Source organism: Rhodanobacter terrae (assembly GCF_042657005.1).
GTDB lineage: Bacteria > Pseudomonadota > Gammaproteobacteria > Xanthomonadales > Rhodanobacteraceae > Rhodanobacter > Rhodanobacter terrae.
The window spans coordinates 191,110-210,892 of record NZ_JBHSNG010000002.1 but is presented as its reverse complement, the minus strand read 5'-3'; the positions used below and the strand labels follow the sequence as shown (position 1 = coordinate 210,892).

Genomic DNA, 19,783 nt, shown 5'->3' with positions numbered 1-19,783 from the left:
AAAGGGGGACAGGATCTGAGGTTTCCCCACGAGTTCATGCCGGCACACCCAATTGATCCAGCAGTTGTGAGCTGGGGTGTCGTAGCTGATCGATGAGTTCGTTCAAGCGCGTGCTCGACCATCGCCGCACAAGTGCCTCGCGGCCCAGCCGCATGACAGAGTAGAGGCGTCGTCTCGATCGGAACGGCGCGAGCCAAGCGTCGATACCACTGGCTTCGCACGCCATGCCCACGAGCCAGCTGGCAAACGCGGCCATCGCGCTGAGCAGCAAGAGCACTTCGATACGCGCTCCTTTGCGGGTGAGGCTGTCTTCGAAGCCCTGCCCGTAGCGATGGGATTTCAGATCACGGAACGACAGCTCGATCTGCATGCGCCGGCCGTATAGCGTGATCAGCTGGCGCGCACTGAGCGCTAACGACGGAGAGGCCACCAGCAGCCACGGCTCGCTCTCGCGTTGCGCGTTCTTTCGGCTGTTGGAGTTGCGCGCAAGCAGGCCTTGCCGATTACGGTGCTTGCGCCCTTTGGGTGGCTTGGCATGCAACACCACGCGCGCTGTCAGGGGATTGCTGCGTGCGATATTCATCGATCCGAAATCGCGCGGCTTGCGTGCCGCCAAGGCATACATAGCTTTGCACGTCACCCATTCACCAGGCTCGTCGGGTACCTCGACGGGTTTGAGATACGTCGTGTTGCGCAAGCGTCCCAGCCACTGCCAGCCCATCGCCTCGACGGCTCGGAACCATGGCCCACGGAAGCCGGCATCGGTCACCAGAATCGGCCGCACGTCATCGGGCAGCACCTGCGCCAGGCGTTGTAGGAACCGCTTTTCAGCCTTCGGCGAGCCTTGTTGCCCGTTGGGAAACACCATGTCCAGGATCGGCAGCGAACGGCCACCCACGGGAATCGCCGCACGCAGCAAATGCCAGCTCCGATCGGACTTCAGATCCGACCAATCGATGAGGATGACGGGTTGTTTGCTACGCACCATCCACAACGGCGCCTGGACTCTGATACGGGTTTTCCATGATTTCCCCTGATCGATTTTGAGTGATTTGCAGATAGTCTGCGACGCGCCGCCGTTCCAGGTCATCGCATTAAGGATGTCCTGCCCCGACCTGCCCTCGATGTGCTTGATGCCCCCGCCCCCCCTTTGCTCTGTTCACTGACCAGCCGGCGGCTCCCACAGCTCCGCCTTGTTCCCCTCCGGATCGATGACCCAGCCGAAATTACCGAACTCGGACTCGTCGATCTTGTCGACGACGTTGCAGCCTTCGCTGCGTAGGGCCGCCAGCAAGGCGCGCAAGTCGGCCACCCGGTAGTTGACTATGAAAGCCGCCTGGCTCGGCTCGAAGTAACTGGTGTCGGCCGCTAAGGGACTCCACGCCGTTGTCCCGACACCGGGCGGATTGTCGGACGACGCCCAAGGAAACGCCGCACCGCCCCACGCCTCGATCTCGATGCCCAGGTGGACCCGATACCACTCGGCCAGGGCCTTCGGGTCCTTGGCCTTGAAGAAGATGCCACCAATGCCTGTAACTCGTCTCATGCTGGGCCTCCGAGCAAGATGTGCTTACTTAAATAGAGAGGCAAAGGGGACTGAGGCAGTTAATTCGCCTTAACTTTCATCCCGGTTTCACCTCGCCAGCTTAACTTCCTCCGTCCCGGTTTCATTGGACGGTTCCGATCAAGGTCCAGTCGTGAGCAGCAGGGAAGTCGCTTCTCCCCCAGTCAAAGGGCGATACAACCAGTAGCCCTGAAGGCTGTCGCATCCGAGCCGCACCAGCAGGTCGCGCTGGAGTTCGGTTTCGACGCCCTCAGCCACGACACCCAGTCCGAAGTTGCGTGCCAGCGCGATGATCGTGCGAATGATCGGCGCCTCCTCCTGGTTTCGCTTCGACTCGACTCCGATCTCGCGCACGAAGGACTGGTCGATCTTCAGCGTGGTAACCGGTAGCTTGTGCAGGTAACTCAGGGACGAATAGCCAGTGCCGAAATCGTCGATCGCAATTCCCACGCCCAGGGCACGCAACTCGAACAGGTTGGCAGACGTTTCAGTCACGCTCTGCAAGATCAGACTCTCGGTGATCTCCAGTTCCAGGGCACTGGGTTCAAGTCCGGTGTCGCGCAGTGCGCGGATAACGGTAGTCACCCAGTCGGGCCGCTTGAACTGGATCGCCGAGACGTTCACTGCCACACGCAGGGAAGGATGATCGCAGCGCCACCTTGCGATCTGGGCGCAGGCCTCCCGCAGCGCCCATTCTCCCATCTGGACGATCAGGCCGCTCTCTTCAGCGAGCGGAATGAAGCGCGCCGGTGAAATCATGCCCAAGGTGGGATGGTGCCATCGCATCAGGGCTTCGAATCCCTGAATGTTGCCTTCCGCGCCACATTGCGGCTGGTAGTGCAAACTCAATTGACCCAACCTCAGCGCATGGCGTAACTGACCCACCAGTTCCATGCGCTCTCGTGCCAGCGCGTTCATCTCCGGAGCGAACCACTGGAAATTGTCGCGACCGCTGTCCTTCGCCCGGTACATGGCCGAGTCCGCATTGGCCATCAAGCTCTCGCCATCCAACCCGTCGGTTGGATAGATGCTGATACCCAACGACACGCTGATGAACACCTCCTGTCCTTCGATCTGAAACGGAGCCTGCAGGGCTTTAGTCAGTTCGGTTGATACACGCATGGCGTCCTGTGAATTCTCCAGTTCACCGACCACCGCGACGAACTCATCGCCGCCGACCCGCGCCAGGGTATCGCTCTTGCGGATGCATGCGCTTAGGCGATTGGCAGCGTGCTGCAGCAACGCATCACCTGCGGAGTGGCCAAGCATGTCGTTGATGTGCTTGAACCGATCCAGATCCATGTAGAGCACCGCCACCTGTTGCTTCTTGCGCTTCGCCTGCGCCAACGCCTGCGTCAGACGATCCTGGAACAGCAGGCGATTTGGCAACCCGGTCAACGCATCGTGGTGGGCCTGGTGCTCGAGTTGATCGGTGAGCAGCCGATGCTCAATAGCCACTGCAGCAAGCTGCGTTGCCATCGCCATGAACGCCAGATCCCGCGCGCTGGGTGCGGATGGCTCGGCACGGTAAATAGCGAAGGACCCCAGCACGCCTCCTGCGTTGGAGGGGATCGGCATCGACCAGCAAGCGCGCAATCCATGGGGCAACGCCAGCTGCCGATGGTCATCCCAGTCGGGATCGGTGGCGATGTCCTCGGTGATGACGATCTCTCCCGTGGAGCACGCGCGACCGCACGACCCGACTGTCGGCCCAATCGGCAAGCCGTCCAATGCCTGGGAATAGACCACTGGCAAGTGCGGAGCAGCCGCTGTTTGCAGGCGACCTTCCTTTAGCAGGACCACCGAACACTTCGCTCGTGGGATCACTGCTTCCAGCATGCTGCTGATGCGGGAAAGAATATCCGGCAGCGACTTGTTCTGCGCGACCTGCTCAAGGATCAGGCTGCGATCCCGCTCGAGCAATTCCTCCATCTTCCGTGAAGTGATGTCCAAACACGCCCCGACAATTGCCACAGCGCGCCCCCCTTCGTCGATCACGACCTCACTCTGGTCGAAAATAGTGCGTACTTCGCCATCCGGCCGGATGATGCGCAATTCGTGGTTGAAGGGTTTTCGATCGAGCAGTGCTTGCAACACAATCGATTCGACCTCGGCGCGATCGTCAGGATGCACGCGGCCGAGGAAATCCTCAAAGCCCGGCGCATGAGCAACCGGGTCAACCCCGTATATCCGACAGAGCTCGTCGGACCAGCTCAAGGTCTGGCTGGAGAGATCCCAGTTCCAGTTCCCCAGATGGACCATCCGTTGGGCTGCTTCCAGCCGGGACTCGCTCAGATGCAAGGCTTCCTCAGCTTGCTTGCGTACGATCGCCGCAGCTACCTGACTGGACACGAATTCAAGCAACGCCTTGTCCTTGTTCGTGTAGCGCAGATCACCGGAGTAGCTCTGCACGACGAGGGCGCCGATCGTTCGTGATTGCGCCTTGAGGGGAACCCCAAGCCAATCCACGGAACCCACACCGAAGGCGTTCTTGTCTTGATTAATCCGCTTGCGCTGCCCTTCCGGAGTCAGGAGCATTGCCTCCCCAGTGCGGATGACTTCACCGGACAGGGTGCCGTCGTTGAGCCTCATCGGATCAGGCGTGCGATCGAACTCGTCCACAAAGTACGGGAACGTCAGCTCGTCCCTGCCTGCATCGTAGAGAGCGACAAAGAAGTTTTTTGCCGGAAGCAACCCGTCAATGATGCCGTGGATGCGATGAAACAGTTCTTGCAGGTTGGCGGTGGTTTGGGCCGCCTCGGAAATTTGGTACAGCGCTGCCTGCGTCTGCTCGTCGTGTTTGCGCTCCGTGATGTCGCGCAAGGTGGCGACGATGACGTGTTGTTCGCCCATCAGGATGGGTGTGAGCAGCACTTCCGCTGGAAATTCAGCCCGCTGTGCGCTGCAATGGATCCATTCAAAGCGATGGCTGCCGTTCCGCAGAGCGATGGAGATCATTTCTTCGGCTTTCTCTGCGGATGGCCAACCGTCTGGCTGATTCGGCGGAGAAAGATCGGTTGGGTGCAGCGACAGAATTTCGGCCTTGTCCATGCAGCGGAGCATTGCCATCGCCGCTCCATTGCAATCAATGAAGCGACCGGTTGCGCTATCGAGGAGCAGCATCGCGTCCGCCGTGTCTTCGAACATCAGGCGGAACCGACTTTCGCTCAGCCGCAATGCCGCCTCGGCTTGCCGACGAAGGGCTCTCGCTTCGAAGTAATCGAGAGTGAACGAAAGGTGGCCCGCCGCCTTCTCCGGCAGCTCGACCTCCTGGAGACCGAAGAAATCCAGTTCATCCGAATATCCGGCCAGCGCGCCGCAGATTTGCCCACCCATGCGGACAGGAAAAGCTCCGATCGACCGGAACCCGGAACGCACCGCCGCACGGCGCCAAGGCAGCGTTTCCGCAGCTCCCAGAAAATCGTTGAGCACGCAGGGCCGGCCATTCCGAATGGCCAGACCGATCGGTCCCGAGCCTTCGGCGGATTCATCGCTGCGTACAACAATGCCGTTCAGATAACCGTGTGTGTCGCCGTACTGATTCTCGACACTGACGTTGAATGTGACCGGGTCGTTCCAGCCGATCCAAGCCATCTTCAACTTGCCAAATTCAACGAGAGCTTCGCAAATCTTCGCAAACAGGTCCTCGCGGGTTGTCACCCGAAGAAGCACGGCTTCGTTGATGTGACTCAGCGCGGCGTAGAGCTGCGTCATGCGGTGCAATGCACGGGCCTGGGCCCGGCTGTCGGTGATTTCGATCATCACGCCACACAAGGTCGTTGGAAGACCCGACTGGCTTCGGGTTTAGTGTTGTAGATACTTGAGTGCGCACCAATGATCATAAAAAGGAGCTCCGATGGTGTCGGCTGCCGCCAGATCGATAGGCATCAAGAGTAGTTACCAACGGCTGTTGTGGGCCGAACTCTGCCCGTCTCAGCTTGCCCGGCCGTCATCGGGACCGCAAGGGCAGTTCACGGTAGAGTCGAGATGTGGCGCGGTGGCGTTAGGTTCGGCATATCTGTAGCCGCCTCTTTCGATTGACGGTGCCTTACTGTCCGAACCATGACTCCGTTTCCACATCCCGCTCATCGAACCGAACATGCAGATCTCCCGCATCCGGCTCTCGGACAAAACATCACGCCTTCGTCCACGGCACGTCACGCCCAAGTGCGGAAAGACGTACGAAACCGAAGTACCCGTAAAGATGCGAGAGTGGATGGCTCCCGCCCCTGCGTCGCCTCACCTTATGCTTGTGGCGCAACCACCGGCGTAAGCGTCTGCGACGCCTCCAGCAGCGGATGTACGGGTGCATCGGTGCAGCGATTGACGGCCAGCTGACCGCCCAATTTCCTGAAACCAAAGGAAAGAAGATCATCGTTTCAGTTGACTTCTACGGTGCTCCTCAGAGGGAAGCCGCTGAGTTTTTCGACAGGTTCTCAAAACAAGTGTTCCTGATCCCGTCGTACAGCGCTGCTTTGAAGCAAAGCAGGTTCGTGAATGAAATCGCTTTTGAAGCGAATTTTGAAACACCGCCGATATAGGCCATCCATGGCCTGCCATCAGTCGTTGTCGCAGAAGTCCGGCGTGATCGGTTTGTGTCCGAACACCGTCTCGGCGAATTTCGCGTACCCGATTTTATTTCCTCCGTCCCCTTATCGCCGCCCTGATTTGTTCCGACAGTCCCGCGGAAACACTCTTTGCCTCATGGATGAGGTTGCCGTGCACCTCATCGGTGAGCCAGAAAGGCTCAGCGGTGAGGTTTTCGATACTCGGCCGTGAAGCGTTCTGGCTCGGCGCCGGGTGAACAGGCTTCATGCATGAGCGGGAAGACCTCATCGTTGAGCAGCGGGAGCCTCATGCGTGAGTCTTTCTGGCTCATCGATGAGGCAAAAAGACTCGACGACGAGCCGGCGAGCCTCATGCGTAAGTGGTTGTTGCCTCGTCGATGACATGAAAAGACTCGACCGTGCGCATGGGCGGCAACATCGTTGAACAAGGGAGCCTCACGCGTGAGTCTTTCCGGCTCATCGTTGTGGCAAAAAGACTCGACGATGAGTCGGCGAGGCGCTGGACGAAGACGCATGGCCTCGGCGCGGGGACCGAAAGACGCAAGCGACATGGAACAGCGCGGCTGGGACGTGGCGCCCGGCAAGGCGTGCTGCGGTCCCGGCATGCGTGTGGATCTGCAACCGTCGTCGATCGAAAAAACTCGAGGATGCAGGCGTGCCGAGGTCCGCCGGTATCGAGTGGCACAGCAGGTTGGAGTCCAATCCCCCGTGAAGGAGAGCGCTGGCTTCAGTGACCCGCGAGCAGCTCATCCACCTGCTGGCGCAGCGGCTCCAGTCGGGACTGCACCACGTCCCAGACCAGGGCATCGTCGACCTCCGCGTAGCCATGGATCAGGATGTTGCGGAACGCGATGATCTGGCGGTGGTGTTCGATCCGCGCCAGCAGCGCCATATCGTGGCGGCCGAGCTGGGCCAGCGCCTCGCCGATGATCTCGAACTGGCGCTCCACGGCGGCGCGCAGCATGGCATTGCGCTGGTATCCGGCCCAGTCGCACCCGTCCACGAACCCGGCCAGCGCAGTGGCTGCGCTCTGCACGTCGTACAGGTACTTGGCGGTTTCAAGCCGCATATAACTCCTGGCGCTGCGCTTGTACCGACTGGCGGAAGTACGGATTGCGGATGGCACGCTCCACGACCAGCTCGACCGGCGCGCCCAGCAACGCCTGCAAGTCCTCCTGCAGGCCGAAGAAAGCCGTGGCGTAACCACCCGGCGGCAAGGCATCGAACTCCACCAGAAAGTCGTAATCGCTGCCGGCCCCGGCCTCGCCCCGTGCTGTCGAGCCGAACACTGCCAGCCGGCGCACATGGTGGCGGCGGCACAGCGCGGCCAGGCCCTCCCGATGGACCTGCAGATGTTGCAGCGATGGCGTGACGACGTTCATGGCGGCAGCATAACGCGTGGCGACGCGGGCGTGGCGACCGTCATCGGGGGCCGAGCCGGCCTTCCAAGGCGGCGACCGAAAAGGTGTGCACTCTGCCCGTTTCCGATGACCACTTTTCTTGACGTGGTTTTCTTGATGTCTGCCTCAAGCCGCCGCCAGCACTTTGCGCACCGTCTTCGGCGCCGCCGCAGCAACCTTGAGCAACGCCTTGGCAGCTCGGCTCGGCTCGCGCCGCCCCTGTTCCCAGTCCTGAAGCGTACGAACGGACACCCCAAGCATTTCGGCGAAATCAGCCTGTGACTGACCAAGCTTGATCCGGGCTTCAGTGGCCTGGCTCACCTGCACGGTGAACTTGCGCCCGCCACCTGCCTTGATCTCGCGGATCGCTTCGAGCACTTCGGCACCGATGTCACGCTTGGCATCGCGGGTGAGGATGGCTTCGCTCAACTTTTTCATGACTTCACCATGTGGTCTTTGATCAGGCGTGCGACGCGCGCCGGGAGATTTTCCTGTCGGTTCTTCGCATAAATGGCCAGCAACCCTATCTGCCCAGCCTGAGTCTTGCGCGAGGAAGGCGCCAAGAAGCATGTCCAACGCTGAAAAATCCTTCTGAAGACTGAAGCAGCTCCACGCGTCATGTCGCTGGCATCGTTTTCAGATGGTCGAGGTGTATATTTAGAGGCATGAAAACCACCAGCCGTCCTGCTGCCAAATCGAAGGTTGCCAAGCCCACACGAGATGTCATCGTGCGCGCTGTGGCCAGTTCCACGGCCGTCGAGACCGGCCAGCCGATTGGCAAGATCGAGCGCGCCCTGCGCGCGCGCGGCGGCAAGTTCAGCGGCCTGCAGCTGGCGCGCTGACCCTTTCGATCAGTCCGGCGAAGGATTCCACGCGGTTGCCAGACAGGCTCGCATCGGCGCGTAGTCGCCTGTCAGGCCCGCGTGGATGGCCGCGATATAGCGGGCCTTGCCTGCATCCCACGTGCTGTAATCCAGCGGCCCGTGCCCGGCCTGTGTAGCCATCACGTCGGCCAGCAGGCGCGACAGGCGCCCATTCCCCTCGCGGAACGGGTGGATCAAGATGAACTCCACGTGGGCTTCGGCGATCGCCTCGATCGCCGCAGCGCTCTCGAAGTGGCAGGGCGTGAAGCGTGCAAGGCAGTCGCGCTCGAAAGCCTCCAACAGGCGCGGCACCTGCGCCGCCGCCGCGAAATGGAAACCGCTCTTGGCAAGATTGACTGAACGTTCCTGTCCAGCCCAGTCGTAGACGTTACCCAACCAACGGCGGTGCCAGGTCTTGAGATCCGCCACACCGAGGCGGCGGTCGGGAAAATCCTCCAGCAGCACCGCCTCGTAGAGCTTGTGCAGTAACGCCAGCTCGGCCTCGTCCATTTCCGAGGAGTCTGCAATGGCCAGCTTGTTGCGCAGCACCCGTCCATCGGAGCCCGGCTGGCACTCTCCCTCGGCACCAGCCGTATAGCGGCCGCTCACGCGGCCGCATCCGATGGCAGTCGGTCCCTACCATGCACCTCGCACGGCCTGCCGGCAGGCGCCTTGCGGCCCAGCGATGGCAGCATCTTCAAGAACCGTGCTCCCTGATGACTCATATGCATCCGAACCTCCCGGCCACGTATCGGCCGCTGTTCGAACATCGTACCGATCCGGCGAAGGCCAAACCATCGGCAACATTCTCCTGCTCCGTTGCATACTCGAACGCCGCCCAACCAGGAACCCAGTAAAGGCGCCGGACTGAGATATTCCGGCCAGCAAAAAGGGAGAGAGAGAGCGCGCGACTTTCCATGACGCCTGCCCCGGGAAAGCGCGCCCTTCCCCCGCCTCCCGCTACTGGTAGGTTGGATGCTGCCGCACGACGTGCGACGTGCTGCGCAGGGGCGAATGCGCGGGCAGCGCGAGGTAGGTGGCCTGCTCCTCGCGCACGCCGGGTTTCGTCCGGTGCGAGGGCTCCAGCTCCTGCGCATTCACGTCTCTGTTGATGTCGCGCAGCTTCTCCACGTCGCGGACGATGGCGTCGCCCATGATCGACAGCGTGACGTCGGATAACTCGGCGTGATCGCTGCAGGTCACCACATTGCCAAGGGCCCGCAGGCTGCTCAGCAGAAGGTTGATCTCGTCGAGCTGATCCAGGGTGACGCCGAAGAGGTAGCGGTTGCCGGCCTCATCCGTCATCGGCTCGGCGGCGTCCGGTTCCGCGGCTTCCGTGCAAGCCTTCGCGTTTGCAGCGGCCTCGCATGCTGCCGTCCGGTCGCGGCGCTCGGCCGGCCAGGAGAGTTCGTCCAGCACGAGCCCGATCTGCTCCTCCAGCAACTCCATGCAGATCGCCACTTCGCCCGGGCGAATCTCCGAGAACCACTCCTGATCCTCCTCCGGCCTGCGCGGTCGCGCCAGATGGGTCAGGAACCCCACGTATTCGCGTAGCTGCTTCAGCCGTAGCTGGCTGTCCTCCGGCAGAAAATAGCCGGTCGTTTCCAGATCATCCGAATCGAACGTCGACATGGTCGCCTCCTAAGTTCCATAGAAGTGCCCGTCCACGGCATGACGACGGACGGGAAGTCGGGAGGCTAGAAACCGCACACAGCCGGCGGGCTTATTCCCCTTGCGGGTGTTGTATTCGCCGCCCTCCCGACACAGGCTTCGCGTCGGTTGTACCTACAACGCACGTAGGCACAAAAAACCCACCGGTTTGTCGGAGGTGGGTACCGCTGTGTGGGGAGTTTCTAGGCTCCTTGAGATGGAGTGTGCTATTGCGGGTGGGTGGTGTCAACAGCTGCCTACATGACACTATGTCTAGTCGACTAGAAAATACGAAACGCGCGGCTTCCTCGCGAGCCCTCCGACGAATGTTCGAACGATGTACCGGTTTTCTGCATCGTATGTGAAGCCTTCCACTAGGCAGGCTGCGGCTATGTTCGGATTGGCGAGGTAAAGTCGACGAAAGTTAGCTCTTGCCCAGTTGAGGACCAACGAATGGAAGTGACGCTCAGCTTTCTTCCTTTTGTCGCGCCAAGCGCGAAGACCTAAGACGTTGAGGCAGAATCCTAGAAGGCTTGCACCCCTAAAATTTGGGAACGTCTCCAGTCGATGAATCTCTGTACAGATTCGTCGAAACACATCTGCACGGATGATTCTGCCAGCCGTAGTGTCAAATCTGTCCAATTCGAATACGTCCAGCCAAACCGCATTGAGTTGAATCCATCGAGCTGAATCGACTGGAGATCGAACGGTCGCCGCGTGCTCAATCAGATCGAAAATTGCTTCGGCAATCAGGCTATAGATCGAAGGCATGACGTGGTGCTTCTGGCGCCCCCGTAGCCTTTGATCCATGACCGTTTCACGGTCGTTCAAGTTATCGAGCGCGTGTTGAACTAGATTCGTGACGATACCGAATCGAGAGGCCATGTCCGAGCCTGATTAGCGCTGAAGTTCAGCCGGTCGAAATGGTGTAACGGCGCGCAAACGCCGCTCTGGCCAAGGTTGGCAGCGTGCGAGGGCAACCAGCAACCGCGGCACAAGAATCTTGAGGTCGAATCGACGGTTGAATCGCCACTGGGCTTCGGCAAGGTAACGATGAATATAGGCCGAAAACTTGAACGCGTGATAGGTGCCGTCGAGCGATCGTTTGACGTTGCTCAGCACCGTGTTGAGCCAGCGCATGTCGCCCGCTTCCGTGGCGGCACGGCCGCCGGCACTTTCGATCACGGTGTGCGCGTGGCCTTCGGCGATGACGGAGCGAAAGGCACCCAGTCCGTCGCTGTAGACATCGGCCTGCGGGCGCAGATGCTGCTGCGTCCACGCGGCGAGCGCCTTCAGCGTGAAGCCAGATACGGGCGTCATCACGGCTTGGTGCGGATACCCCACATCGGAAAGCTCCAAGGCGATCACGAAAGGCACCTTGTTCTCCGAGCCACGTCCCGCTTTGCCGCCATTCCGCTCCCCGCCAAGATAGGCATCATCCATCGTCACGATGCCGCCGAGTTGGCGCCCCGCCTCACGTTCGGTCATGCCCTGCATGATCTTGTGCTTGATGCGCCAAGCCGTGCGATAGCACACGCCCAGGTGCCGCATCAGCTCCAACGCGGCCATGTTGGTCTTGCTCTGCGTCAGCAAATACAACGCCAGGAACCAACGCGTCAGCGGCAGTTTCGTGCTGGCGAACAGCGTGTCAGAGATCAGGCTGGACTGGTGCCGACAGGCCGAACACTGCCACAAGCGTTCGCCGTGCCGGTTGGCGCAGCGGCTGTAGCGCCGATACTGGCAACGCGGGCAAACAAAACCCTTCGGCCAACGCGCTTGACGCAGCGCGCGAGCGCACGCCGCTTCCGTACCGTACTGATCGAGGAAACCGGCCAACGACAGACCGGGTTGAAACTGGATACGATTCATAGCCATGAGCGTGACCATCTGCGATGGAGGCTGCAGCGTCACTCAAACCCGTCGCATGGGCCGCGACTGTGGCTGAACTTCAGCGCTAATCAGGTGTCCGAGAGAGCCTCTTGAGAATCGATGCCATTTATCCTGTAGGCATAGCGAGTCACATCTCCAAGTTTTCCGATGGCTCGATTGATCGTTGTGCGTTCGCGATAGTTTCCCTTCGCGATGAAGTCGGCCACGGTGATCTGCATAGCCTTGAAATAGACGGACCAGTGCTCGGTGTCCCACTTTCCCATTTCTTGATGGTCGACGTAGAACAGTTTGTCGACGCCCGAGACGAGCTCGTAGTCCGCGAACATTGCCTTAACCACCGGCTGCGTCATGCCGAGGAACCCCGACCAATACCAAGGCGTGGTCTCGTGATAGATAAACGAATCCTTATTGGCAATCGCCGCCCCGACGAAGTTCGATGCGAACGTCCCAACCTCGATATCGAACCGCTTCTGTTCTTTAATTTCCTGGAACAGAAACAAGGCCGTCCGTGGCGAACTGGCGACCATAGCGCGGCATAGTCTCCTATCTCCAATCATGCTGAGAATTGAGTTCGCGCAGCGCTCGACTTCGGATGGCTCGTAAGGCTGAGATTCCAGCGGAACGCGCCGAAAATCGCGGTTTGTAGCGTGCTTGACTAAGCCATACGCTGCTGCGGCGAGTTCGTCCGCGATTACGGCTAAATCCAAGGAGTTTCCTCGAAGCGTGGCTTTCGCCATCGCGCTTACGTAGCGGACGGCGTTTCCTCGATGAAACTTTGCGGGAATGAAGAAGGCGATGGCAGCCCAGCAAATGAACGCGCCAATAAAGACCGCCGCCAAGATGGCCTGCCACGTTACGGGCGTAAATGGCGATCCTGCGGCCTCGATAACGCACCAGCCCTGTGCGCGCCATACGTCGGTAAGAAGCGTGGCGGCCCCAACTGCTACAACGACAGCGTATGTGATCAATCGAGCGTTGAATGGCGCAACATCGAGACGAAAGTGGTACTTCGCGTCAGCAATTGTCCAGGCGAGGACCATCAGTGCTAAGCCGGATATGTACTCGGGCAACCCAAAGGTTTTCGCGCCAGTCGTTTGAAGAGGGACAAAATGTAGGCTGGCAAAATAGTAATCCCCTCTCATCTCGCATTCCGTATGTGTTTGTTCTTCGAAACTAGGGTCCACCATGATGCGAAAAAATGGTGTCAGGGACAATTTGGCCACTTCTTTGACCAGCCAAAAATTGTCTCTGGCACCTTTTCGTTTGTAGCCACCACTTTCAGGCGGCGGATGGCTTGAGCGGTGGTCCCGCCAACAAGGTCACTTTGCCGAGCAACGTTTCATGAAACCACACGCGCTCAAACGCTGAGTTTTCCAAGCCAGCAGTGGCTACAGCCTGGAACATTCCTATTTCACCCAAATGGGCGCTCTCGCCCATTCTTACGGTCAAAACAAGATCCGTTGGCACCGTGATGTCGTAGGCGCTGGTCAGTTTTTTTTTCAGCACGGAAATGTCCAAAGGCATCACCGATCCGCCGCCACTTCCAATGAATTTTAGCGGTTGGTCATTGGGTGCGCGGGACACGTGAAGGCTGGTGAGCATGTCAACGCCATTCCTCAACGCAAGGTTCCGGAGGTACTCGGCAATGGCTTGTTGGCTGTGGTTGCGTCTGTACTCAAAAACGTCACCTGTGTAGCCGCCAGGGAGTGCCTCCAGGAGTTCAAAGAGTTTCGGGATGGCTTTCTTAAAGGACACCTCTGGTGGCTGCTGGGATGGCGTGTGCGATATCGAGATCATGATGTGTGCACCACGATATTTTTCCTCGAACCGCGTGTGGCGCTCGGTGGACAACGACTGATGGTGGCCGTCCATCAAGCCGGGGGCCTGCGTGAATATCGACAATCCTTTGTGACGCTCCGGTGAATTGACGTCACCCATTTCAAAGGCCATCACCCCTATGCCGTTGACGTGCACCTGTATGTCCGGCGCACGCGGCGGCGGCTGTACGAGAGTGTCCTCTTTGACCGACAAGCCGGCGGCATACGAAAAGCACAGAAAATCCTGCGCTTCTGTACTTTGCTTGCGTTGCTCGATCTTGCTGCCCGATGACATCAATGTGCTCCCTGTTGCCCGACATTGCCAAAAGGGAAGGACTCGGTTAGCTGCTTGTCCCCTCAAGCTAGCAGAGAATTTCCAGATACGGTTTCTTATCAACTATGGCGGCACGAGATTTCTTCTTGAGAAATTCTACAAGATCGTCTTGTCGCTGAAGTAGCAGCACAAATTCTTGCAACGAACACAAAAAAATGGTCTTAAGACTCAACGCGTTCGTGCACTCTGTGATGACCGGCTGCGTGTAGCCATTTGTTGCAATGAAAATTCCATGTGCGTTCGCGCGCATAAATAGTCGACTGAGATGCGGTGAAAACTCCCCCATTCCTACGGGTGAGTTGAGCCATTTCATTTCAACAAGGTGAATCGTGCCATCGAGTTCAATTACGCCATCAATCTGTTCAAGGACGACGCCACTATCCGGTGCCCTCCTGCGAAAATCCTCGCGAACATGGACGCCGTAGACTTTGAAGAGGTCGTTTAACACAGCTTCGAGAAGCTTACCCCGCTCTTGAGGTTCCTTATCCATTGAAAACAAGGCAAACAGCCGCTTGCTAACGTCTTCGATTTTTTCTCGTTTAAGAGCTACAGCCACACGCTCTCGCCGTTGACCGGAAAGCATTTGCTCGCGCTCCATATCGCGTTCTTGCTTCATCCTCGTGAACGAGTCTTTGGCATTGACCGCTTCACGAACACTGGCAACGAGACCTTTTGCCTCAAGCCTATCCTCTGGCCAACAGGTATCAAAATTTTCAAACTCGATGACGCGTTTGATGATCTCGCGACGAGGGCGCAGGCCGCTGTCTCCACGCGCATTCACCTTTGTGAGCACCTTGCGGACGATTTCGAACTTATTAATAGATTTTGGGTTAGTACGAACGATTTCGTTGACCTCAGCAAGGTCTTCTTGCGCAACTCCAGCACCCTGGAGAAACAGAACGACACCCTTTTTGCCTCGACTCAGGCGCGAAATGGTCTCAATCAGTAACTCGAATACATCCGGTGGATATTGAAACTCGGCTTCCATTTTGTTCTTACCCTCGCCGTCCCGCGGACGTGGTTTTCAAGGATGACGCTACTCCTCCAAAACCTCGATTGAGGAAGCGCACATCGGAATGTGCTACCGGAACGCTCTCATACCATCGGCGGCAACTTCAACCCCTGCTCTTTGGCACACTCCACCGCCACCTCATACCCCGCATCCGCATGCCGCATCACGCCAGTGCCCGGATCATTCCACAACACCCGCGCAATCCGCTTGTCCGCCTCAGCCGTGCCGTCGCACACGATCACCACCCCCGAGTGCTGCGAATACCCCATCCCCACCCCGCCACCATGATGCAACGACACCCACGTCGCGCCACCTGCAACATTCAACATTCAACATTCAACATTCAACATTCAACATTCAACATTCAACATTCAACATCGCGTTGGAAATAAAGAGATCAAGTTCATGTAGATCGTCGACCTCACGCCGCCTGAATCACAAATTCGCTGGCCGTGGCGACAGGCTGCACGTTACGCAGTGTACGGCGCATCTCCACCAGCCCATAGCGCTCCATCGTCTTGAGCGTACGCGACAAATTGCTGGGCGCGCGACCGGTAAATTCCGCCAGCTGGCTCAGCGACACGGGCTTCTGCTCCCTGATCACGCGCAGCAACGCGCGATTGTCGTCGGACAGCACTTCGGCCAGCGAGCGCATGGAGGTGAACCAGATCTTCGGCTCGTTGGGGCGTGGCTGATGGTTGCCACGGGCGATGGCCAGCGCACGGGCGCGGATGGCCTGCTGGGATGCGATGCCGATGACCATTTTCTTCATGACTTCGTTTCCTCGAGTACGCGGTCGACTTCGTTGAAGAAGCCTTCGAGCAACTGTTGCGGGCCGGTGAATTCGTACGGCACGCCCTTGTCGCGGGCGTGACGATGGCGATGGTCGTAGGCCAGACGCCGACCTGCATAACGTTTGCGCTTCGGTGGCTTGACGGCATGCGCATTGTCGAAGCCGAGCAACCGCATGCCGTAGCGATCATGCAATGTCAGCGCATAGCGTATGCCGTGAGGCACATGCTCGTTCATCTCAACACGCCACGCCTCGATCTTGATCCAGTAACCGTTGCCTTGATCGTAGATCTCGCCGTTGAGCAACAACAGTGTTTCCAGTCCCACGTCTTCCGTTGACATGACTATATATCATCCGGTGATAACTTCAACGAAACCCAAAAGGCCTCACGGGCGCTAGCTGGCCGGCTTTGCCGATGTGAAGCGATTCCGGCTTTCGCCGGAATGACGACCATGGCCTGGACGATCGAAACTTGGCAGCACCGCGAGCCGGCTGATCAAACCATCGGCAACTTCAACCCCTGCTCTTTGGCACACTCCACAGCAACCTCATACCCCGCATCCGCATGCCGCATCACCCCGGTACCCGGATCGTTCCACAACACCCGCGCAATCCGCTTGTCCGCCTCGGCCGTGCCATCGCACACGATCACCACGCCGCTGTGCTGCGAATACCCCATCCCCACCCCGCCGCCATGATGCAGCGAAACCCACGTCGCGCCGCCGGCCACATTCAACATCGCATTGAGCAACGGCCAGTCGCTGACGGCGTCGCTGCCATCCTTCATCGCTTCGGTTTCGCGGTTCGGTGATGCCACCGAGCCGGAATCGAGGTGATCGCGGCCGATCACCACCGGCGCCTTCAGCTCCCCATTGCGCACCATCTCGTTGAACGCCAGCCCCAGCTTGTCACGCAACCCGAGCCCCACCCAGCAGATCCGCGCCGGCAACCCCTGGAAGCTGATGCGCTCTTTCGCCATGTCCAGCCAGTTGTGCAGGTGGGCGTCGTCGGGGATCAGCTCCTTCACTTTCTGGTCGGTCTTGTAGATGTCTTCCGGGTCGCCGGACAGCGCGACCCAGCGGAACGGGCCGATGCCGCGGCAGAACAGCGGGCGCACGTAGGCGGGCACGAAACCGGGGAACGCGAACGCGTTGTCGCAGCCGACGTCTTTCGCCATCTGGCGGATGTTGTTGCCGTAGTCGAAAGTGGGGATGCCTTGCGCGTGGAACGCGAGCATCGCCTCGACGTGGGTACGCATGGAGTGCTTGGCGGCATCGCGCGTGCCTTCGGGATCGCTCTTGCGGCGCTCGAACCACTGCTCCACCGTCCAGCCCTGCGGCAGATAGCCGTTGACCGGGTCGTGCGCACTGGTCTGGTCGGTGACGGCGTCGGGACGCACGCCGCGCCTGACCAGCTCGGGCAGGATGTCGGCGGCGTTGCCGAGCAGCGCGATGGATTTCGCTTCGCCTGCTTTCGTGTACTTCTCGATGCGCGCCAGCGCGTCGTCGAGGTTGCTGGCCTGCTCGTCGACGTAGCGGGTCTTGAGGCGGAAGTCGATGCGGCTCTGCTGGCATTCGATGTTGAGGCTGCACATGCCGGCCAGCGAGGCGGCCAGCGGCTGCGCCGCGCCCATGCCGCCGAGGCCGGCGGTGAGCAGCCATTTGCCTTTGAGATTGCCGCCGTAGTGCTGGCGGCCCATCTCGACGAAGGTTTCGTAGGTGCCCTGGATGATGCCCTGCGAGCCGATGTAGATCCACGAGCCGGCGGTCATCTGGCCGTACATCATCAGGCCTTTCTTATCGAGCTCGTTGAAGTGCTCCCAGGTGGCCCAGTGCGGCACCAGGTTGGAGTTGGCGATCAGCACGCGCGGCGCGTCGGCATGCGTGCGGAACACGCCGACCGGCTTGCCGGACTGCACCAGCAGGGTCTCGTCGTCCTCCAGCGTGCGCAGCGATTTCAGGATCGCGTCGAAGCACTCCCAGTTGCGCGCCGCCCGCCCGATGCCGCCGTACACCACCAGCTCGGCCGGGTTCTCCGCCACCTCGGGATCGAGGTTGTTCTGGATCATGCGGAACGGCGCTTCGGTGAGCCAGCTCTTGCAGCTGAGCTCGGTGCCGCGCGGCGCACGGATGGTGCGGGTGGTGTCGATGCGGGTGGGTGCGGTCATGGTGGCGAGGCTCTGGTGGGACAGACCCGCGAGTATAGGTCAGCTGCCGGAAGCTGCAGACGGGGCGGCTTTCGGATACGTGCGGTCACTGATGCGCCGGGGTGGTCGCGGCGGCCGCAGGACGGCTCGCCGCCGCTTCCTTCGCCAGCGCGGCGTGCATCTCGCGCACTTGCAATTGCAGGTGCGGGTCGTCGCCGAAGTGCGCCAGGAAATAATGCATGGTCTCGTCCATGCCGGCCCGCGGCTGATCCTTCTGGATGCTGGCGCGCAGGATCCAGCCCTGCGGCTTTTCCGGGTGCGACTGGATCAGCCGGCTGGCTATATCCCAGCCCTTGTCCCAGTCGTGGATCCGGTAGACGTAGATATCCCCCAGTTCGGCCAACGGCCAGGTGTCGCTGGCATCGAGGGGTATCGCGGTGCGCAGATCCTGTTCGGCATGGACGTAATCCTTGATCGACTCGTAGGCATACGCACGGGCGTTGAAACCGCCCGCTTTCTCGGGCCAGGTGTCTACCAGCTGGTTGGCGTCGGCCAGGGCCCATGCCGATTCACGCAATGTCGTCAGGTCGTAGTTGCGGTGCACGCGCACGTCGATGTTGTCCGGGAGAAACCGCGATGCCTCGGACAGATAAACCACCGACAGCTCGGAGTGGCCGTTCCGGGTGGCGGCGTATCCCGCGTTCTTGAGGAGAGTGGAGCTGGCGAGGTTGTCGAACACCGCCGAATCCGCCGCCCAGACCGCCCTGGATTCGCAGTCGCAGACGTCGTACGCGTAGGCCGGCGCCTCCGCCAGCAGCAAGGTCAGCAGGGGGTTGTTGCCGACGTGGGCCTGCGCGCTGCGGGCGAGCCTTGCCATCGCCAACAGCGAGCCGCCCCATTTGGGCTGGTCCGCCATCATGAGCGCGTTGTAGATCGAGTAATCGGCGGGTGCCGCTGCCAATCCGCGGCGGGCGGCCTGGTCGATATAGGCACGACCCAGGCTCATCTTGCCGGCATCGATCATGGCGACGTAAGCCGGCGTGACCTTAGGATTCAGTTCGATGGCCCGCCGCAGATCGGTATCGGCCTGCGACAGCAGTTTGTCCATGGCGTCCACGTTGCTTTGCGGCGTCTCGCTTATGTACGCGTTGCCGCGCGCGCTGGCCGCCATGGCCACGTAGGCGAAGCCGCTGGCGGCATAGGCAAAGGCACTTTTCGGCGAATCACGCTTCCACGCATCCAGCGTCGGGCGGATATCGAACGATCCGTCGTCGAAGTCCTGATAGAAGATCTGGTCGAGAAGTCCGGCCGACTCCTTTTGGGTCTGCTGCTTGTCCAGCGCCTGCGCCATGAGGCGATCGAGATCTGCGGCATGGCCGTGCTGGATCAGCGCCTGCACCTCGGCAAACGAGATCACCGACCGCAGGCGGTAATGGCAATACGCGACCACCGCGTCGTGCGACCAGTGGCTGTCGGGCGGGTCGGGATAGAACAGGCAGCGCTGCAGCGGATCCTCGATCGCCTCGGCGCGTTTCGCCGCGGCGAGAAACGCATGCGTCTCGTCGTGCGTGAACAGGTGGCCCTTGGCCAGCGGCAGCGGCGGATGCGCGTGCCGTCGCACCTGCTCGGCATGGATACGTGCGGTGAGCCGCGACGTCGCCGAATGGATACCCCACGCCCATTCGCCGAGACCGAGCAAAACGATCGCCGCAATCAGCAGCCAACGCGGACCGGAACCCATAGCGC

General features: G+C 60.1%; 18 protein-coding genes and 1 pseudogene. 2 read left to right on the top strand and 17 right to left on the bottom strand.

Translation table 11 applies throughout. From position 1 onward, the window contains the following. Positions 1–34 precede the first annotated feature (34 nt). From ACFPPB_RS02880 to ACFPPB_RS02870, 3 genes are all read right to left on the bottom strand, one after another. Positions 35–988, bottom strand: a complete 954-nt coding sequence (locus tag ACFPPB_RS02880; protein ID WP_465269343.1) for an IS4 family transposase — start codon at positions 986–988, stop codon at positions 35–37. A gap of 171 nt (positions 989–1,159) precedes the next feature. Then, complete coding sequence (locus ACFPPB_RS02875) at positions 1,160–1,546, bottom strand: VOC family protein (protein WP_377324214.1); 387 nt, start codon at positions 1,544–1,546, stop codon at positions 1,160–1,162. Between the two features lie 138 nt (positions 1,547–1,684). Beyond that, positions 1,685–5,326 carry a bifunctional diguanylate cyclase/phosphodiesterase gene (locus ACFPPB_RS02870; RefSeq protein WP_377324212.1) on the bottom strand — a complete coding sequence of 1,214 codons (3,642 nt, stop codon included), beginning with the start codon at positions 5,324–5,326 and terminating at the stop codon, positions 1,685–1,687. Positions 5,327–5,814: 488 nt separating this feature from the next. Here ACFPPB_RS02870 and ACFPPB_RS02865 point away from each other — a divergent pair, with 488 nt between their 5' ends. Beyond that, positions 5,815–6,105, top strand: coding sequence for a hypothetical protein (locus tag ACFPPB_RS02865; RefSeq protein ID WP_377324210.1), 291 nt, complete (start codon positions 5,815–5,817; stop codon positions 6,103–6,105). Positions 6,106–6,859: 754 nt separating this feature from the next. On the opposite strand, the gene ACFPPB_RS02860 is transcribed toward ACFPPB_RS02865, so the two are convergent. The 3 genes from ACFPPB_RS02860 to ACFPPB_RS02850 form a co-directional block, all read right to left on the bottom strand. Beyond that, complete coding sequence (locus ACFPPB_RS02860; protein WP_377324208.1) at positions 6,860–7,201, bottom strand: HepT-like ribonuclease domain-containing protein; 342 nt, start codon at positions 7,199–7,201, stop codon at positions 6,860–6,862. Further along, on the bottom strand, positions 7,191–7,514 hold the full coding sequence (locus ACFPPB_RS02855; RefSeq protein WP_377324206.1) for a nucleotidyltransferase family protein: 324 nt from the start codon (positions 7,512–7,514) through the stop codon (positions 7,191–7,193). Before ACFPPB_RS02855 ends, ACFPPB_RS02860 begins: the two co-directional genes overlap by 11 nt. Before the next feature lie 144 nt (positions 7,515–7,658). Next, positions 7,659–7,970 (bottom strand): helix-turn-helix domain-containing protein, encoded by a 312-nt coding sequence (locus ACFPPB_RS02850; RefSeq protein WP_377324204.1) that lies wholly within the window; start codon positions 7,968–7,970, stop codon positions 7,659–7,661. Between the two features lie 227 nt (positions 7,971–8,197). Between ACFPPB_RS02850 and ACFPPB_RS02845 the strand changes: the two genes are divergently transcribed. Further along, complete coding sequence (locus ACFPPB_RS02845; protein WP_377324202.1) at positions 8,198–8,374, top strand: hypothetical protein; 177 nt, start codon at positions 8,198–8,200, stop codon at positions 8,372–8,374. A 9-nt stretch (positions 8,375–8,383) separates the two neighbouring features. On the opposite strand, the gene ACFPPB_RS02840 is transcribed toward ACFPPB_RS02845, so the two are convergent. From ACFPPB_RS02840 to ACFPPB_RS02790, 11 genes and pseudogenes are all read right to left on the bottom strand, one after another. Continuing rightward, positions 8,384–9,004, bottom strand: a complete 621-nt coding sequence (locus tag ACFPPB_RS02840; protein WP_377324200.1) for a Fic/DOC family protein — start codon at positions 9,002–9,004, stop codon at positions 8,384–8,386. Positions 9,005–9,355: 351 nt separating this feature from the next. After that, positions 9,356–10,027 (bottom strand): XAC0095 family protein, encoded by a 672-nt coding sequence (locus ACFPPB_RS02835; RefSeq protein WP_377324198.1) that lies wholly within the window; start codon positions 10,025–10,027, stop codon positions 9,356–9,358. Positions 10,028–10,942: 915 nt separating this feature from the next. Next, positions 10,943–11,920 carry an IS1595 family transposase gene (locus ACFPPB_RS02830; protein ID WP_377324490.1) on the bottom strand — a complete coding sequence of 326 codons (978 nt, stop codon included), beginning with the start codon at positions 11,918–11,920 and terminating at the stop codon, positions 10,943–10,945. An 83-nt stretch (positions 11,921–12,003) separates the two neighbouring features. Next, complete coding sequence (locus tag ACFPPB_RS02825) at positions 12,004–13,149, bottom strand: hypothetical protein (protein WP_377324196.1); 1,146 nt, start codon at positions 13,147–13,149, stop codon at positions 12,004–12,006. Positions 13,150–13,213: 64 nt separating this feature from the next. Further along, positions 13,214–14,047 (bottom strand): hypothetical protein, encoded by an 834-nt coding sequence (locus ACFPPB_RS02820; protein ID WP_377324194.1) that lies wholly within the window; start codon positions 14,045–14,047, stop codon positions 13,214–13,216. A gap of 67 nt (positions 14,048–14,114) precedes the next feature. Further along, positions 14,115–15,074: a restriction endonuclease gene (locus tag ACFPPB_RS02815; RefSeq protein WP_377324192.1), complete on the bottom strand. Its 960-nt coding sequence runs from the start codon at positions 15,072–15,074 to the stop codon at positions 14,115–14,117. Between the two features lie 107 nt (positions 15,075–15,181). Further along, positions 15,182–15,427: pseudogene (locus tag ACFPPB_RS02810) on the bottom strand (urocanate hydratase); the annotation flags it as partial. 92 nt (positions 15,428–15,519) lie between these two features. Beyond that, entirely contained in the window at positions 15,520–15,870 is a 351-nt protein-coding gene (locus ACFPPB_RS02805) for an HVO_A0114 family putative DNA-binding protein (RefSeq protein WP_377324190.1), read from the bottom strand. Beyond that, positions 15,867–16,232, bottom strand: a complete 366-nt coding sequence (locus ACFPPB_RS02800; protein ID WP_377324188.1) for a toxin-antitoxin system TumE family protein — start codon at positions 16,230–16,232, stop codon at positions 15,867–15,869. The genes ACFPPB_RS02805 and ACFPPB_RS02800 overlap by 4 nt, the downstream gene beginning before the upstream one ends. A gap of 155 nt (positions 16,233–16,387) precedes the next feature. Further along, on the bottom strand, positions 16,388–18,058 hold the full coding sequence (gene hutU / locus ACFPPB_RS02795) for a urocanate hydratase (protein WP_377324186.1): 1,671 nt from the start codon (positions 18,056–18,058) through the stop codon (positions 16,388–16,390). A gap of 85 nt (positions 18,059–18,143) precedes the next feature. Further along, complete coding sequence (locus ACFPPB_RS02790; protein ID WP_377324184.1) at positions 18,144–19,778, bottom strand: tetratricopeptide repeat protein; 1,635 nt, start codon at positions 19,776–19,778, stop codon at positions 18,144–18,146. Positions 19,779–19,783 lie beyond the last annotated feature (5 nt).

Excerpts from the sequence above, each read along its gene's own strand:
- ACFPPB_RS02880 (WP_465269343.1), bottom strand. The coding sequence starts at position 988 with ATGGTGCGTAGCAAACAACCCGTCATCCTCATCGATTGGTCGGATCTG.
- ACFPPB_RS02875 (WP_377324214.1), bottom strand. The coding sequence starts at position 1,546 with ATGAGACGAGTTACAGGCATTGGTGGCATCTTCTTCAAGGCCAAGGAC.
- ACFPPB_RS02870 (WP_377324212.1), bottom strand. The coding sequence starts at position 5,326 with ATGATCGAAATCACCGACAGCCGGGCCCAGGCCCGTGCATTGCACCGC.
- ACFPPB_RS02860 (WP_377324208.1), bottom strand. The coding sequence starts at position 7,201 with ATGCGGCTTGAAACCGCCAAGTACCTGTACGACGTGCAGAGCGCAGCC.
- ACFPPB_RS02855 (WP_377324206.1), bottom strand. The coding sequence starts at position 7,514 with ATGAACGTCGTCACGCCATCGCTGCAACATCTGCAGGTCCATCGGGAG.
- ACFPPB_RS02850 (WP_377324204.1), bottom strand. The coding sequence starts at position 7,970 with ATGAAAAAGTTGAGCGAAGCCATCCTCACCCGCGATGCCAAGCGTGAC.
- ACFPPB_RS02845 (WP_377324202.1), top strand. The coding sequence starts at position 8,198 with ATGAAAACCACCAGCCGTCCTGCTGCCAAATCGAAGGTTGCCAAGCCC.
- ACFPPB_RS02835 (WP_377324198.1), bottom strand. The coding sequence starts at position 10,027 with ATGTCGACGTTCGATTCGGATGATCTGGAAACGACCGGCTATTTTCTG.
- ACFPPB_RS02830 (WP_377324490.1), bottom strand. The coding sequence starts at position 11,920 with ATGGCTATGAATCGTATCCAGTTTCAACCCGGTCTGTCGTTGGCCGGT.
- ACFPPB_RS02820 (WP_377324194.1), bottom strand. The coding sequence starts at position 14,047 with ATGTCATCGGGCAGCAAGATCGAGCAACGCAAGCAAAGTACAGAAGCG.
- ACFPPB_RS02815 (WP_377324192.1), bottom strand. The coding sequence starts at position 15,074 with ATGGAAGCCGAGTTTCAATATCCACCGGATGTATTCGAGTTACTGATT.
- ACFPPB_RS02805 (WP_377324190.1), bottom strand. The coding sequence starts at position 15,870 with ATGAAGAAAATGGTCATCGGCATCGCATCCCAGCAGGCCATCCGCGCC.
- ACFPPB_RS02800 (WP_377324188.1), bottom strand. The coding sequence starts at position 16,232 with ATGTCAACGGAAGACGTGGGACTGGAAACACTGTTGTTGCTCAACGGC.
- hutU (WP_377324186.1), bottom strand. The coding sequence starts at position 18,058 with ATGACCGCACCCACCCGCATCGACACCACCCGCACCATCCGTGCGCCG.
- ACFPPB_RS02790 (WP_377324184.1), bottom strand. The coding sequence starts at position 19,778 with ATGGGTTCCGGTCCGCGTTGGCTGCTGATTGCGGCGATCGTTTTGCTC.